General features: G+C 62.0%; 11 protein-coding genes. 7 read left to right on the forward strand and 4 right to left on the reverse strand.

The features are described from left to right. Positions 1-116 precede the first annotated feature (116 nt). Genes BM110_RS06715 through BM110_RS06730 form a run of 4 tightly spaced genes read right to left on the reverse strand, consistent with a single transcriptional unit; the run spans position 117 to position 4,782 of the window. Positions 117-1,646, reverse strand: a complete 1,530-nt coding sequence (locus BM110_RS06715; protein WP_058423856.1) for a DHA2 family efflux MFS transporter permease subunit — start codon at positions 1,644-1,646, stop codon at positions 117-119. After that, positions 1,646-2,845 (reverse strand): HlyD/EmrA/EmrK family protein, encoded by a 1,200-nt coding sequence (locus BM110_RS06720; RefSeq protein WP_071493452.1) that lies wholly within the window; start codon positions 2,843-2,845, stop codon positions 1,646-1,648. Before BM110_RS06720 ends, BM110_RS06715 begins: the two co-directional genes overlap by 1 nt. A gap of 15 nt (positions 2,846-2,860) precedes the next feature. Next, on the reverse strand, positions 2,861-4,312 hold the full coding sequence (locus tag BM110_RS06725; protein WP_093512859.1) for an efflux transporter outer membrane subunit: 1,452 nt from the start codon (positions 4,310-4,312) through the stop codon (positions 2,861-2,863). Continuing rightward, on the reverse strand, positions 4,309-4,782 hold the full coding sequence (locus tag BM110_RS06730; protein WP_092244885.1) for a MarR family winged helix-turn-helix transcriptional regulator: 474 nt from the start codon (positions 4,780-4,782) through the stop codon (positions 4,309-4,311). The genes BM110_RS06725 and BM110_RS06730 overlap by 4 nt, the downstream gene beginning before the upstream one ends. 543 nt (positions 4,783-5,325) lie before the next feature. Here BM110_RS06730 and BM110_RS29735 point away from each other — a divergent pair. From BM110_RS29735 to BM110_RS06765, 7 genes are all read left to right on the forward strand, one after another. Then, a complete protein-coding gene (locus BM110_RS29735; RefSeq protein WP_256575362.1) occupies positions 5,326-5,931 on the forward strand; it encodes a fimbrial protein in 606 nt (201 codons plus the stop codon). A gap of 54 nt (positions 5,932-5,985) precedes the next feature. After that, positions 5,986-8,772: an ATP-binding protein gene (locus BM110_RS06740; protein WP_093512863.1), complete on the forward strand. Its 2,787-nt coding sequence runs from the start codon at positions 5,986-5,988 to the stop codon at positions 8,770-8,772. Further along, positions 8,759-9,946, forward strand: coding sequence for a response regulator cyclic di-GMP phosphodiesterase PvrR (locus tag BM110_RS06745; RefSeq protein WP_093512865.1), 1,188 nt, complete (start codon positions 8,759-8,761; stop codon positions 9,944-9,946). Before BM110_RS06740 ends, BM110_RS06745 begins: the two co-directional genes overlap by 14 nt. A gap of 50 nt (positions 9,947-9,996) precedes the next feature. After that, on the forward strand, positions 9,997-13,155 hold the full coding sequence (locus BM110_RS06750) for a hybrid sensor histidine kinase/response regulator (RefSeq protein ID WP_093512867.1): 3,159 nt from the start codon (positions 9,997-9,999) through the stop codon (positions 13,153-13,155). 22 nt (positions 13,156-13,177) lie between these two features. Next, a complete protein-coding gene (locus BM110_RS06755; RefSeq protein WP_093124016.1) occupies positions 13,178-13,822 on the forward strand; it encodes a response regulator in 645 nt (214 codons plus the stop codon). 84 nt (positions 13,823-13,906) lie between these two features. Continuing rightward, the gene (locus BM110_RS06760) at positions 13,907-14,497 is read left to right on the forward strand and encodes a fimbrial protein (protein ID WP_093124020.1); all 591 of its coding nucleotides are present in this window, start codon (positions 13,907-13,909) and stop codon (positions 14,495-14,497) included. A 60-nt stretch (positions 14,498-14,557) separates the two neighbouring features. Further along, positions 14,558-15,307, forward strand: coding sequence for a fimbrial biogenesis chaperone (locus BM110_RS06765; RefSeq protein ID WP_093512869.1), 750 nt, complete (start codon positions 14,558-14,560; stop codon positions 15,305-15,307). The last annotated feature ends 31 nt before the right edge of the window (positions 15,308-15,338 follow it).

Genomic DNA, 15,338 nt, shown 5'->3' on the forward strand with positions numbered 1-15,338 from the left:
GCGACGATTCGACTTGCCCCCGATGGCGGCGGCACACTCAACATATTTGTTGGCTGAACCACTGCTATCGGGGGCAAGCCCCCTCCCACATTGAATTGTATTTCAACCTTTACTGATCAGTGGCCTGAGGCTTCCGGCCCGGCCTTGGCGCCAAACGGCGGCTTGGCCAGCCACACCAGCAGCATCAACCCCATGAACATCCACCCCAGCAACGTGAAGTAATCCACGGTGGACATCATGTATGCCTGGCTGGTGAGGATCTGGTCCAGCTGCGTATAGGCCTTCTGCCCTGCCCCACCGAGCGCCTGCAAGGCATCGCGGGTCGCCGAGTCGTAGGTGGTCATGTTCTCGCTCATGTAGGCATGGTGCTGGTCCGCCCGGCGAATCCAGATCCAGGTGGTCAGCGACGCCGCGAAGCTGCCGCCCAGGGTGCGCAGGAACGTGGCCAGGCCCGCGCCGTCGGCAATCTGGTGCGGCGGCAGGTCGGACATCAATATGCTCAAGGTCGGCATGAAGAACAGCGCCACGCCAATCCCCATGAACAGCTGCACCAGGGCGATGTGCTGGAAGTCCACCTCATTGGTGAAACCTGCGCGCATGAAGCAGCTCAAGCCAATCGCCAGGAAGGCCAGGCCCGCCAGCAGGCGCAGGTCGAACTTGTGCGCGTACTTGCCCACGAACGGTGACATCAGCACCGGCAAAATACCGATCGGCGCCACCGCCAGCCCGGCCCAGGTCGCGGTGTAGCCCATCTGGGTCTGCAACCATTGCGGCAGGATCAGGTTGATGCCGAAGAAGCCTGCGTACCCCAGGATCAACACGATGGTGCCGATGCGGAAGTTGCGGTAGGCAAACAGCTTCAGGTTGACCACCGGGTGTTTGTCGGTGAGTTCCCAGATGATGAACACCGCCAGGGCAATCACCGAAATCGCCGCGCCCACGATAATAAAGTTGGATTCGAACCAGTCCAGGTCATTGCCCTTGTCGAGAATGATCTGCAAGGCGCCCACGCCGACGATCAAGCTCAGCAACCCGACGTAGTCCATCGGCTGATAACTGGTCTGCACCGGACGTTTCTTCAACTGCGAACGCACCACCATCACCGCAAAGATACCGATGGGCACGTTGATGAAGAAGATCCACGGCCAGCTGTAGCTGTCGGTGATCCAGCCGCCGAGGATCGGCCCGGCAATCGGCGCCACCACCGTGACCATCGCCAGCAACGCCAGGGCCATGCCTCGCCTCGCCGGCGGGTAGACGGCGATCAGCAGCGTTTGGGTCATCGGGTACAACGGCCCGGCCACCAGGCCTTGTATGACGCGAAAAGCGATCAGCTCGGGCATCGACGTGGAAATACCACACAGGAACGACGCCAGCACGAACAGCATCGTCGCCCACAAGAACAGCTTGACCTCGCCAAACCGCCGGCTCAGCCAGCCGGTGAGCGGCAAGGCAATCGCGTTGCTCACCGCAAACGAGGTGATGACCCAGGTGCCCTGCTCCGAACTCACGCCCAGGTTGCCGGAAATGGTCGGCAACGCCACGTTGGCGATGGTGGTGTCGAGCACCTGCATGAAGGTCGCCAGCGACAGGCCAATGGTGGCCATCAACAGGCTGGGTGGCGTGAAGGAGGCGTTATTGCTCATCAGCGTTGCACAGCCTTGGGCGCGGCGAGGCTGTTGTCATGGATCAACTGGGTGATCATGGCGTCGGCCTCGGCGAGTTGGCGGTCATACACGTTGGTGCTGAACGAGGCCTTCTGCGGCGCCTGTTGCGCCAGTACCGGGCCGCTCTGGTCATGCAGGTCGACCTTGACCAGGGTGCTCAAACCTACGCGCAGCGGGTGCTTGGCCAGTTCTTCGGCATTGATGTGGATACGCACCGGCACCCGTTGCACGATCTTGATCCAGTTACCCGTGGCGTTCTGCGCCGGCAGCAGGGCAAACGCGCTGCCGGTACCGGCGCCGAGGCTGTCGATGGTGCCGCTGAATTTCACGTCGCTGCCGTAGATGTCCGATTCGATGTCCACCGGCTGGCCGATGCGCATGTCACGCAGTTGGGTTTCCTTGAAGTTGGCGTCGATCCACAGCTGGTTCAGCGGGATCACCGCCATCAATGCGGTGCCCGGTTGTACGCGCTGGCCCAGTTGTACGGTGCGCTTGGCCACATAGCCGGTGACCGGTGCGATCAAGGTGCTGCGCGCATTGGCCAGGTAGGCCTGGCGCAGTTGCGCGGCGGCGGCCTGCACATCCGGGTGAGAACTGATCACCGTGTCGTCCACCAACGCATTGGTGGTTTTCAGTTGTTGCTCAAGGTTGGTCAGGGCGTTTTTGGCCGCAGTGAGGCTGTCACGGGCATGGGACAGCTCCTCCTGGGAAATCGCCCCGCCCTGGGCCAGGGTTTTACGACGATTGAAGTTGTCCTGGGCGGTCTGCACGTCGGCTTTCTGCGCATTGACCTGGGCCTTCATGCCGTCGACGTTGCTGTACAGGCCGCGCACCTGGCGCACGGTGCGGGCCAGGTTGGCCTGGGCACTTTGCAGGCCGACGGCGGCGTCGTTCGGGTCGAAGTTGATCAGCACCTGGCCCTCGTGGACCAGGTCGCCATCGTCGGCGCCGATGCTGACCACGGTGCCGGTGACCAGCGGGGTGATTTCCACCACGTTGCCGTTCACGTAGGCGTCGTCGGTGCTTTCGCTGAAGCGGCCGTACAGCTCATACCAGCCCCATACGCCGACCACGGCGAGGATGACGATCAGCGCCAGGCCGATCAGCATCACCTTGCGTTTGCGGGGGTTGTTGTCTTTGGGTTGTTCGGTTGCATTGGTGTTTTCGGCAGTGGCCATGACAAATACCTCAAATTATTCCGTGCGTGTGGCGGGGGTGGTCGCTGCCACGTTGTCGGCGCTGTAGCCGCCGCCCAGGGCCTGCATCAGTTGAATCGACAGATCGATCTGCGCGGCATTCAGGGTTGCCAGCTGACGCTGGGCCTGCAGCAGTTGCTGCTCGATGCTGAGCACATCCAGGTAGTTACCGATCCCGGAGCTGTAGCGCTGCACCCCGGTGTCGTAGGACTGCTGGGCAATGTCCGCGGCATGTTGCTGGGCCTGGATCTGCCGGCCGGTGTCGCGCAGTTGCGAAAGGGTGTTGCCGATATCGCCCAGGGCTTGCACCAGGGTTTTGTTGTACTGCGCCACCGCCAGGTCGTAGTCGGCGTCGCGGGCATCGAGGTCGGCACGCAGGCGGCCGCCGTCGAAGATCGGCAGCGAGATCGTCGGCGCAATGTTGAAGAAGCGGCTGGCCGACCCGAACATCGCATCCCCCAGCAACGACTCGGCCCCGGCGCTCGCGCTCAGGTTGAGGTTAGGGTAGAAGCGCGTCTTGCTGGCATCGATGTTCCGGCCCGCCGATTCGACCCGCCAGCGCGCGGCGATCAGGTCCGGGCGGCGGCCCAACAGCTCGGCCGGCAGCACCGAGGGCACGGCCACCGCGCTGGGTTTCAGCACGTTGGGCCGGGCCAGTTCACTGCCACGGTCCGGGCCTTTGCCAAGCAATACGGCCAGGGCGATCTTGGCGCTTTGCAGCTGTTTTTCCGCGTCGATCAGTTGCGACTGGGCGCTGGCTTCCAGGCTTTCGGTCTGCTGGTACTGGTACTGGCTGTCGATGCCCGAATTCAGCCGGCGCTTGCCCAGGTCGAGCATCTGCCGGGTGCGCTTGAGGTCGTCGTTGGCCAGGTCGCGCACGATATGGGCCTGGCCCAGGTCGCTGTAGGCCTTGGCCACGTTGGCGGCCAGGGTCAGGCGCGCGGCCTGCTGGTCGACCTGGGCAGCACGCGCCTCACCCAACGCGGCTTCCCAGGCAGCCCGCTGGCCGCCCCAGAGGTCGAAGGTGTAGTTGAAGCTGGCGCCGATGTTGCGCACGGTCGAATAAGCATCGCCTTCACCGCGCGGGTCCTGGTCTTTTGCCAGGCGCGAGCGGCTGACACCGGCGCTGGCGTCGAGGGTCGGCATGCGCTCGGCGTTGGCGGCATAGGCAGCAGCCTCGGCCTGGTGGGCCCGGGCGCTGGCGACTTGCATGTCGGGGCTGTTTTGCAGGGCTTCCTGGATCAGACCGTCGAGTTGCGGGTCGCCGAGGCTTTTCCACCAGTCAGCGGTCGGCCAGGCAGCGCTCGACAAGGTCACACCGCTCAAGGTTTTACCGGTTTGCAATGTGCTGGCGTCGAGGCGTTTGCCTTGGGTGTCGAGGCCGCTGTAGTTGGCGCAACCGGCCATGGTCATGGCCACCAGCACCAGGCTGAGTGCACGTGTGTTCATTCTTTACCTACCCGCTGGATGACGATGGCGTCACCGGCAGCTACCAGAATTTTCTTGAGGATCCGCTCCAGGGTCTGCAGCTCGCCGGGCTCCAGTGCGCCGGCCAATTCGTTCATCGACTGGGCACCGATGTGCGGCAGCATGTCCGCCAGGCGCTGGCCGTCTTCGGTCAGCACCAGCCGCACCTGGCGCCGGTCCTGCTCGGAACGCTGGCGTGCCAGTAGGCCTTTCTGCTCCAGGCGGTCGAGCATGCGGGTCATGGAACCGCTGTCCAGGGACAGGTTGCGGCACAGCTCCGCCGGGGTATCCACGTCGAACTGGGCAATGATGATCAACACCTTGAACTGCGCGGCGGTCACACCGTACGGCTCCATATGGGTGTCGATAATGCGGTCCTTGAGCAGCGCCGCCCGGCCCAGGAGCAGGCCGAGGTGGCAGTTGCGAAAGCTGTCAGGGGTGAAGTGGGGCATCGGAAGTCACCTTATTACTGCCTAGGCAGTGAATGTATGACAAGATGTTACTGCTTAGGCAGCGAATGTCAAATGGAATTATTAGCTTGCTTGGTAATTGGCGGATGAGTGGTGGGGTTCTAAGGATTGCCTGATGGGGTGTGACGCCTTCGCTGAGTACTCTGAGTAGCCTTTTGGCCAGTCGACACCCTCCTTCCCATGACTTCCTTAAAACAGTTTGCTTGCCTCGCGGTCGTCACCCTGGCGGGCGCATCAGCCGCCTCCGCGGCTAATTGCACAGCCACCGTCAACACCAATGAAACCCTTAATTTCGGCGCAAGTCTGTCCAGCGGCAGCCTGACAGTTCCCGCTGACACTCCCGACGGCACCGTGATTTACCAAGACACGGTGCAATCGGGTCAGAACAGCTGGAAATGCACAGGTTCCTCCCAATACGGCATCGTGATAAACCCTGCGTTAGGCTCGGTCACCAGCGGCTCGACCTACCCTATCGGCAAGACAGGCCTTTCGTTCCGCGTCTGGATCGACAGCCTGGATTACTATATGGCTGCACCTGCTTCCCTTAAGCCGAGTGGTTACGGCATCCCCCCAGGCTCGGTACGCCTGGAAATCGTCAAGTCAGGCCCGCTGTCTCCACAGGTCAAGGTCGCTGCCGGCAACCTGGGCAACTTGCAAGCTGACGATCTGATCATCAGCAAGTACAACCTGACCACCCCCCTGGTGTTGAACGCCGCCTCCTGCCAGACCCCTTCCGTCCACGTCGCCATGGGCGACGACTATCAGCTCTGGGAATTTCGCGACGCAGGCACAACCCCTCGCACCATTCGCTTCGACATCGGCTTGAACCAGTGCCAGACCGGTATCAATAAAGTCACCTATTCGCTCAAGGCCACCACGCCCATCGTCGACGCGGCAAAAGGTGTCGTCGCGCTCAACGGCGGCTCCACCGCCAAAGGCATCGCCCTGCAATTGATGGATGATGCCGGGCAACCCATCGCGTTTGATACCACCTACTCCTTCAGCGGTTTCACCACCACAGGCACCAATTTCAAGATTCCCTTGTCGGCCTCGTATTACCGCTTGCCCACCGGCAACGTCGAAGCCGGCAGCGCCAACACCGAAGTCACCTTTATCGTGAACTACCTGTAGCAAACTAAGGATCGTCTGATTTTTCCTACATACGGCCATCCCTAGAGTGACGGGATGCGATTAAAGAACTATCTCCACCAGATCAGCCCCGTCCTGTCCACGCCCCACGCCGCCCGCCGCCTGTTGCGCATTTTTGCGCTGGTGCTGCTGGTGGGCATGCTGGGCGGCGTGTACAGCTTCCTGCTATTTACGTTCAACAACGAGATCTCCCAGCGGCGCAGCTACATGAGCAGCGCCATCGCCGAGGCCCATACCTTTTTCACCACCCGTGAAGCCCTGCTGGAAAGCCTCAGCCTGTCGGCTACACGCAAGGCCAAATTGAACCTGCCGGTGAACGATGAGGAAATCCGCCTGTTGCTCGGCAAAATCCCGGGTAAGCAATGGAGCATCTGGCTGACCCAGCGCATGCGCGACTTCCTGAAGGCCAAGCAGCTCAACCTGCTGTACGTCGGCACCGATGCCCAGGTGCTGCGACTGTACGATGCGGGTCCCGTGGCTGCCGATTTTCCCGCGCCCATGCTGGTGCAACTCAATGCCCTCAAGCAGCAGAAAACCCTGCAGGAACTCTGGCTGACCCACACCGACGGCGGCAACTCGCAGCTATATATCTTTATCCGCCTGGATGAACGCGACCTGGACTCCGGCTGGCTCGGCCTGGAGATGGATGACCGTGAAGTCTCCAACGCCTTGAGCGACCACAGTGCTGGCGAGTTCACCATGTTCAACGCCCAAGGTATGCCTCTATTCAGCAACAGCCGTAACCCGCCGCCCGGGCAAAACCTGCCGCACCTGCGCCAGCAGGACTTCTTCGGCTTTGTCGGCGACGGTTGGCTGCCCGAGCAATTGGTGTTGCGCAAACAGCTGAAGTCGTCGGACTGGCAGCTCACCTACTCCATCGACCTGCACGCGGTGCTCTGGGCACTATGGCCGCAGATGCTCGGCGCCCTGCTGTTCTGCCTGCTGACCATCAGCCTGGTGGCCCTGTTGACCCGCCGCCTGGAACACCGCTTCATCATCCCCGCCATCCACCGCATCCAGGCGCTGGTGGAAAGCGAGCTGTTCAGCCGCGATGTGATCCAGACTGCGCCCGTGGCCCTGTGCGTGCTGCGGCGCACGGACGGCGAAGTGGTGCTGGAAAATACTCTCGCCCAACAATGGCTCGGCCAGGCCGGCGCGCAGCTGGGGCCGGGCTGGATCCGTAATGCCTTCGATACGGACGCCCCCTGCCTCACCGACTACTTCAAAGCCGCCGATGGCCGCCACCTGTATCTGAGCTGCGCGCCCACCCGCTACAAGGGGGAAGACGTGTTGCTCTGCGCCTTCAGCGACATCAGCGCACGCACCCAGATCGAAGCGGCGCTGGAACAGGCACGCCAATCCGCCGATGCCGCCAACGAAGCCAAGACACTGTTCCTGGCGACCATGAGTCACGAAATCCGCACGCCGCTGTATGGCGTGCTCGGTACCCTGGAGCTTCTCGCCCGTACTCGCCTGGATGCCCAGCAGAAAAGCTACCTGCATGCCATCGAAGGTTCCTCGGCGACGCTGCTGCAACTGATCTGCGATGTGCTCGACGTGTCAAAGATCGAAGCCGGCCAATTGGCCCTGGAGTTGAGTGAGTTTTGTGTGCCCAGCCTGGTGCAGGAAGTGGTGCAGGGTTACGCCGCCGCCGCACAGAGCAAGGGTTTGCAGCTGTATGCGTGCCTCGACCCGCAACTGCCGCTGCGCCTGATCGGCGATGCCAGCCGCTTGCGCCAGATCCTCAACAACCTGCTGAGCAATGCGGTCAAGTTCACCGACTCCGGGCGCGTAGTACTGCGGGTCAAAAAGCTCAGCCGTGAAGGCGAACGGGCGTGCCTGCAATGGCAAGTCTCGGACACTGGCAAAGGCATCGCCCAGGAAGACCAGGCACTGATCTTCGAGCCGTTCTACCAGACCGAAGGCAACCCCCATGTGATCGCCGGCACCGGCCTCGGCCTGCCCATTTGCCTGCGCCTGACCCACTTGATGAACGGCACCCTGCGCATGGTCAGCGAGCCGGGGCTGGGCAGCAGCTTTTCCCTGGCCGTGCCGCTGGAGCAACCCGCTAGCATCGTGCCGTCGCTGCGGCCGCCGTTGGCGCAGGAGGTGGTGTATGTGCTCTCGCCTGTACGCGAACTGGCCGACAGCCTCTGCGGCTGGCTGCGCCGCTGGGGTGCCCGTGCGCAGGTCGGCCCGCCGTCCAGCGCCGAGCTGGCCGCACCCGCGGTACTGCTCGAACTGGTAGAGCGCAGCCTGGACACCTCCTGGCACGGCCCACGGGTATTCGCCAGCAGCGATGGTGCCCACGAACCGCAGTTCACCGGCGATGGCTGGCAGGTCAACCTCAACGACCTGAACGCGATCCACCAGGCGGTTCGCCACGCCCAGAACGGCCAGGCCGCACCGTCCCAGGCGCGTTGCGAGCGGCGCGACCTGCACCCCTTGCACCTGCATATCCTGGTGGCCGAAGACAACGCCATCAACCAGTTGATCCTGCGTGACCAGCTTGAAGAACTCGGTTGTACCGTAGAGCTGGCCGGCGATGGCGAAGAGGCCTTGTCGCGCTGGCACGAAGGCGCCTTCGACATCGTGCTCACTGACGTCAACATGCCCAAGCTCAATGGCTACGAACTGGCCGAAGCCCTGCGGTGCCTTGGCTGCAACACCCCGATCCTCGGCGCAACCGCCAACGCCCTGCGCGGTGAAGATGCCTTGTGCCTGGCGGCCGGCATGAATCACTGCCTGGTCAAACCCTTCACACTGCGAGCCTTGTTCACTGCCCTGGCTCCCTACGCACGAGCTACCCATGAAACCCTGTAGCATTCTGATCGTTGAAGACCATCCCTTTCAGCACCTGTATTTGCAGAACCTGTTCAGCGAGTTGGGCGATTTTGACGTGGTCTGCGCCAGGGACGGTGAAGCCGCGCTGGCCTGCCTGAAACAACGCGATTTCGACCTGGTGCTCACCGACTTGCTGATGCCTGGCATGGACGGTGTGCAATTTATCCAGGGCCTGGCCGCACAACCCTCATGCCCCGCGCTGGCGATCATGAGCGCCGCGTCACGGCGCATGCTGATGGGTGCAAGCCTGGTGGCGAGTAACCTGCAAGTGAAGGTGATCGGGTTGATTTCCAAGCCGGTGAATGCCGCGGCCCTGCGTTGCCTGATCGACCAGCTGCAGGCTCTGCGCCAGGTTGCCCCGGCCCAGACCCAGCCCGGCATCGATTGCCAAAGCCTGATGAACGCCCTCGATAATGGTGAACTGCAAGCCTGGTTCCAACCCAAGAAAGCCCTGAACAATGGCCGCATCGTCGCGGCCGAAGCCCTGGTGCGCTGGGTACACCCCGAGCATGGCCTGTTGCTGCCCGGCGTGTTCCTGCCGGCATTGATCGCCTGCCACCTGGAAGAACGCCTGTTGTGGTGCGTGCTCAAACAAGCGATGGCCGCCCAAGCCGTATGGCGCCAACAAGGCTATGACATCCCGGTGTCCATCAACCTGCCCACGCACCTGCTCAACAGCCACGACCTGCCCGACCGCATCCTGGCGTTCGTGCTGGAACACCATGGGCTGCCGGCACGTATCTGTTTCGAGCTGATGGAATGCTCGGTGCCCGACGACATCAGCAATTTCTACGCCGGCGCCTGCCGCTTGCGCATCAAGGGTTTCGGCCTGTCCCAGGACGATTTCGGCAAGGGCTACAGCTCGTACATGAACCTGGTGTCGGCACCGTTCACCGAGGTAAAGATCGACCGTGCCCTGGTGCAGGGCTGCAACGCCAACGAAGAATTGGCCCAGGCACTCACCAGCATCGTCAGCCTGGGGCGTCAATTGGGCTTGATCGTGGTCGCCGAAGGCGTAGAAACCGCGCAAGAACTTGCGCTGTTGCGTAAGATCGACTGCACTCAGGTCCAGGGTTTCCTGATCTCTCACGCCGTCTCTGCGGATCAGTTCCAGCAATTGCTGACCCACGACGGGCCTGCGAGCGCCTATTGACCGGCTGCCGGGTGTGGAACAACGCCGTTAGCTTGCGAGGTCACCGCGTCATGCATCACCCCAATGCCTTCCTGGAGAAACTCACCAGCAGTTCACTGCGCCTGAACAAAGGCTTGCTGGTATTGGGAGCCTTGGTGCTGTTGCTGCTGGGTATCAGCTGCCTGGGGGTGCAACGCATGGTCCAGGAGCAGCATGAAACCCTGCAATTCCATTTCGCCCGGCTGATGGAGAATATCCACGAGCAGGAAGCCTTCCTGCGCGATGTCTCGCGGGGCAGTATCAAGGGCGAACTCAACCCTTCGGCCCTGCTCCCACCCGTTGCGCAAAAGCCGCTGCCCGAAGAAGGACCGAATATCTATGAGGGTCGCGGGCTGCCGTTTTCCCTGCCCTACAGCCTGAAAATCAACCCGGACAAGATCGCCGCCGCCGAGCACCCCAAGGTGTTCGCCCTCGGCACCTACTTGTCGGCTTACTACAGCGCATTCTGGTCCGCCTCTCACTATCAGTCGCCCCAGGTAATGGTGGTCAACGGACCGGATAACTTCGACATCAGCGTGCCCGCCACCGGCCGGCTGCGCGATGGCGGCCAGGTGCCCGTCGGTACGCTGCTGGACGTGCTGACCCAGTTGAACGAACGCCTGCACGCAAAGAATTCGTCGCGGACGGATCATCAAGTGCACTGGGAACCCTACGCCGCCGCACCCGATCACAACGGTGCGCCCGTGCTGCTGGGCTATGTCGACATCAACCTGGCCTCGACCGCGCTGACCATCGACGGCGCCAACACCTGGGTGGTGGTGGCCTCTCTGCTGGACCTGGCCAAGGTCAATAACATCGAGCGCTTGATGCAGTGGTCGATCTACGACAACTTCACCTTGATCACCCCCGACGGAGTTGTCCTGACCGGTGCAGTAACGCCCGGCCAGGTGCTGAACGAAGGTGTGAACGTCACCCGTGACGGCCTGGTGTTCAAACTGACCAGCCAGGGCGGGCAGCCCTGGACAGCGATCTACGTGATCAGCCTGCAACGTTTCCTCGATTACGCGATGTGGCCACTGCTGTGCCTGCTGGTCGTGGTGCTGGCGATGCTGGGCTGTGGCCGCGCCTTCAACCGTTGGTACACGGCGCGAGTGGTGTTGCCCGCCCATCAGGCCCACGCGAGCATCGCCGAAAGCGAGGCGTTCAGCCGCGCGGTCATCGACACCGCGCCGACCGGCCTGTGCGTGATCCGCCGCAGCGATCATCACGTGCTCCTGCAAAACCGCCGTGCCCAGCAATGGCAGGACGCCCGCGCATTATTCGACTTGCTCAAGCAGCAGCCGCGCACCACGCCGGGCCAGGCCGACCTTGAAAGTGACGGCCGCCACCTGCACGTGGCCTTCGTGCCCACCCGTTACCAAGGCCAGGACGCGTGGTTGTGCGCGGTGCACGATGTTACCCGGCATATCGAAGATGCTGCTGCTCTGGAGGAAGCGCGTCAGGCGGCCGATTCGGCGAACCTGGCCAAGAGTCGCTTCCTCGCGACCATGAGCCATGAAATCCGCACACCACTGTACGGCGTGCTAGGCACTCTGGAGCTGCTCGGCCTGACCTCGCTCGCACCACGCCAGCAGGATTACCTGCAGACCATCCAGCGCTCCTCCACCTCCCTGTTCCAACTGATCAGCGACGTGCTGGATGTGTCAAAGATCGAAGCCGGGCAAATGACCCTCGAACTTCAGGACTTCTGCCCCCTGGAACTGAGCGAGGACAGCGTGCGCACCTACAGCGCCTTCGCCCGCGCCAAGGGCTTGCAGCTGTATGCCTGCATCGACGCGAACCTGCCGGACCGACTGCGCGGTGACCCGCAGCGTATCCGCCAGATCCTCAACAACCTGCTGAGCAACGCGATCAAGTTCACCGATAACGGGCGCGTGGTGCTGCGCCTGCGTGTCCTGCAAACCAGCGACGACCAGGTGAGCCTGCAATGGCAGGTCAGCGATTCCGGCGTGGGCATTTCCCAGGCGCAGCAACACCAGCTTTTCGACCCCTTCTACCAGGCCGAAGATGCCGCCAGCCAGGCCGGTGCCGGGCTGGGCCTGGCAATCTGCAAATGGCTGTGCGAGCTGATGCACGGCCAGTTAAATGTGGTGAGTGAGCCCGGGCTGGGCAGCAGCTTTACCTTGCAGGTCGCATTACAGGTCGTTCCCGGCAGCCTGGCCGATTGCCCGCCGTTCAGCCCCGGCCTGCCGCCTGTCTACGTACGCGCACAGGAATCCGAACGGGCGCAGCACCTGATCAACTGGCTCAATCGCCTGGGGCTTCCCAGCCGTGCGCTGTCAGCCGAGATGCCGGCTAACGCGCTGCTGGTGGATTTCGCCCAGGACCTGGCATGGCCCGGCATGCGCATCATCGCCTCGGCGGGCGGGCCCGACCCGGCGCAACCGTGCGGTGCCGACTGGAGCGTCGACGCCGACAATGTGCGCGCCATTGCCTGGGCGATCTACCGGGCGCAGCATGGCGCCGAAGCAGGCCCACGCCGCGTACCGTCCGCCAACGCGCAACCACTGAACCTGCAGGTGCTGGTGGCCGAAGACAATGTAATCAACGCGGCCATTATCAAAGAACAATTGGAAGCCCTGGGTTGCCAGGTGGTCGTGGCGGCCAACGGCGAACAGGCGCTGATGCAGTGGCTGCCGGGACGCTTCGACCTGGTGCTGACCGACGTGAATATGCCGGTGATGAACGGCTACCAACTGACCGAAGCCTTGCGCCGACAGGATGCCGTACTGCCGATCATCGGGGTGACCGCCAATGCCCTGCGCGAAGAAGGCGAGCATTGCGCCGCTGTCGGCATGAACGCGTGGATGGTCAAGCCCCTGAGCCTCGCCGCTTTGCGTACGCAGCTGGAACAACACTGCAAGATCGAAATACCGGCGGTGGTCGACATGCCGCCGTTGTCGCCCAGGATGCGTGAGCTGTTTGTCACCACGCTGCGCCAGGACGTACAGACTACCTTGACCGCGCTGGACAATCGGGACGCCAATGGCGCGGCGCAGCAACTGCACAGCATGGCCGGCGCTCTGGGCGCGGTGCAGTTGGACGATATGGCCAGCGCCTTTGTCAGTTTGGAGCTACGCCTGACCGGCATGGCGGTCACACCGGCCCTGGCCTTGGAAGTACGGCAGCACCTCGCGCGCCTCACGGCATTGCTCGACACCCTTGAATAACTTCACTCTGGATAAAAAACCCATGGAAACCCTCAACGTAGTCATCGCAGACGATCACCCCATCGTGCTGGTCGGGGTGCGGGAACTGGTCGAGCGTGATGAGCGCTTTCGCGTGGTGGGCGAAGCCGTGTGCTCCAACGAACTGGTGACGTTGCTGGAAAACACCGAGGTGGATCTGGTGATCACCGACTTCAACATGCCGGCAGACTCGCCCTACGGCGATGGCCTGAAGCTGTTGGAATACCTGGTACGACACTTTCCCAGGGTGCGCGTGCTGGTGCTGACCATGATCTCCAACCCACTGATCCTCACACGGTTGCAGGAACTGGGTGTCCTCGCCGTGATCCAGAAAAACCAGCTGCACGTGGAGATCCAGGCTGCGCTCAAGGCCATCGCGCGCGGCAACCCGATTCGCAGCAATGGGCCGCGGCCGACCTCGGTGCTGGAGTCGTTCGACCTCGACCAGCGCTTCACCCGGTTGTCACCCAAGGAGCATGAGATTCTGCGGCTGTTTGTCTCCGGGCAAAGCGTCAATGAGATTGCCCGTGGATTGAACCGCAGCGCCAAAACCATCAGCACGCAAAAAGTCGCGGCCATGCGCAAGTTGGAGGTCAGCAGCGACCAGGACTTATTGGCTTATTGCATAGAGCGCAACTTGTTTAACTAACGTTCACTTCTAGGGATCGTCTGATGTCCCACTCAGGGCCTGCGCCTTATTGTGTTGTTTTAACCCCAACCATGGAAAAACAACATGAAGCAGTTCTCTCGCGCACTCTTGGCTCTGTCGGTATTTGCCGCAGTTAATGCATTCGCCGCCGGCGAACCCACCGCGCCAACCAAAGCCGGCAGCGGCACCATCAGTTTCACCGGCAGCATCAACAATGATGCCTGTTCCGTTGAAGGCGCTGGTCTGAACAAAACCATCTCGATCAACATGGGTGAAGTGTCCATCAAGGACATGGGCACCGCGACCGCGCCAAAAGGTAGCGGCACTCTGAGCGCCGAGAACTTCGACATGAAGATCAGCTGCAACGCCGGCACCAAGGTGGCGATGATCTTCGAACCGACCAAAGGCGCAGGTTCGGGCATCGTTGCCGGCACCAAAGTGTTGAAGCTGATCGACGGCCTGGGCTCAGCCAAGAACGTCGGTATCGCGCTGCTTGACGCCAACGGCGCGCTGATCGACCTGAGCTCGCCGACCACCGCGAAGATCGAAAACACCCTGCAGGACAGCAACACCACGCTGAAATTCTCGGCCGCCTATGTCACCACGGCCGACATTGCATCCGTCGTAGCGGGTCGCGGCGACGCCACCTTGCCATTCACCCTGCAATACGAATAACCCCCCAGCGTCGCGGGGCCTTCGGGCCCCGCACACCTCTCGAACGTAGTGGTAGCCATCATGTTATTTCGTCATTCTCTGTCCCTCTGCGCGGGCCTGCTGGGCCTGCTTGCGGTCAGCCAGGCCACGGCCGGCATTTCGTTGAGCAGCACACGGCTGGTGTTCGATGGCCAACACAAAGAAGCCGGTATCACAGTGCGTAACAACGGTGAAGACGTGCTGATCCAATCCTGGGTCGACACCGACAGCGCTGCTGCCGGCACCGTGCCGTTTGCCGTTACCCCACCGCTGGCGCGGGTCACGGCCAATGAGCAACAGCTGTTGCGGGTAATTTATGCTGGCGCCGGCTTGCCCACCGACCGGGAATCGGTGGTGTGGCTCAACGTGCAGGAAATCCCCCAGGCCTCGAAAACCCAGAACACCTTGCAGCTTGCCGTGCGCCAGCGCATCAAGGTGTTCTTTCGCCCCGCCGGCTTGAAAAACAACGCCTACCTGGCACCGACCGAACTGCTCTGGCAGTTGGCCGAGCACGACGGCAAGCACGTGCTGCGGGTCACCAACCCGGGGATTTATCACGTGTCGATTGCCGACATTACCCTGCAAGCCGGTACTGTCAGTGAACACCCGTTCGATTCGCTAATGATTGGGCCGGGCGAACTAAAAGAGTTCAATCTTAAACAACTTAATTCAAGCCAGCCGTCACGCTTGATATTCGGCAGCATTAACGACTATGGCGCGCAAGATCGTTATTCCGCGCAACTGGTTAACGGCGCGCCTACATCAGCAAGTTTGAACACAGAATCACCATAAAGCGCCTGACGTTCGCGCAGCCGCACTTTCA

This window comes from Pseudomonas sp. NFPP28 (assembly GCF_900115535.1).
GTDB classification, from domain to species: Bacteria; Pseudomonadota; Gammaproteobacteria; order Pseudomonadales; family Pseudomonadaceae; genus Aquipseudomonas; species Aquipseudomonas extremorientalis.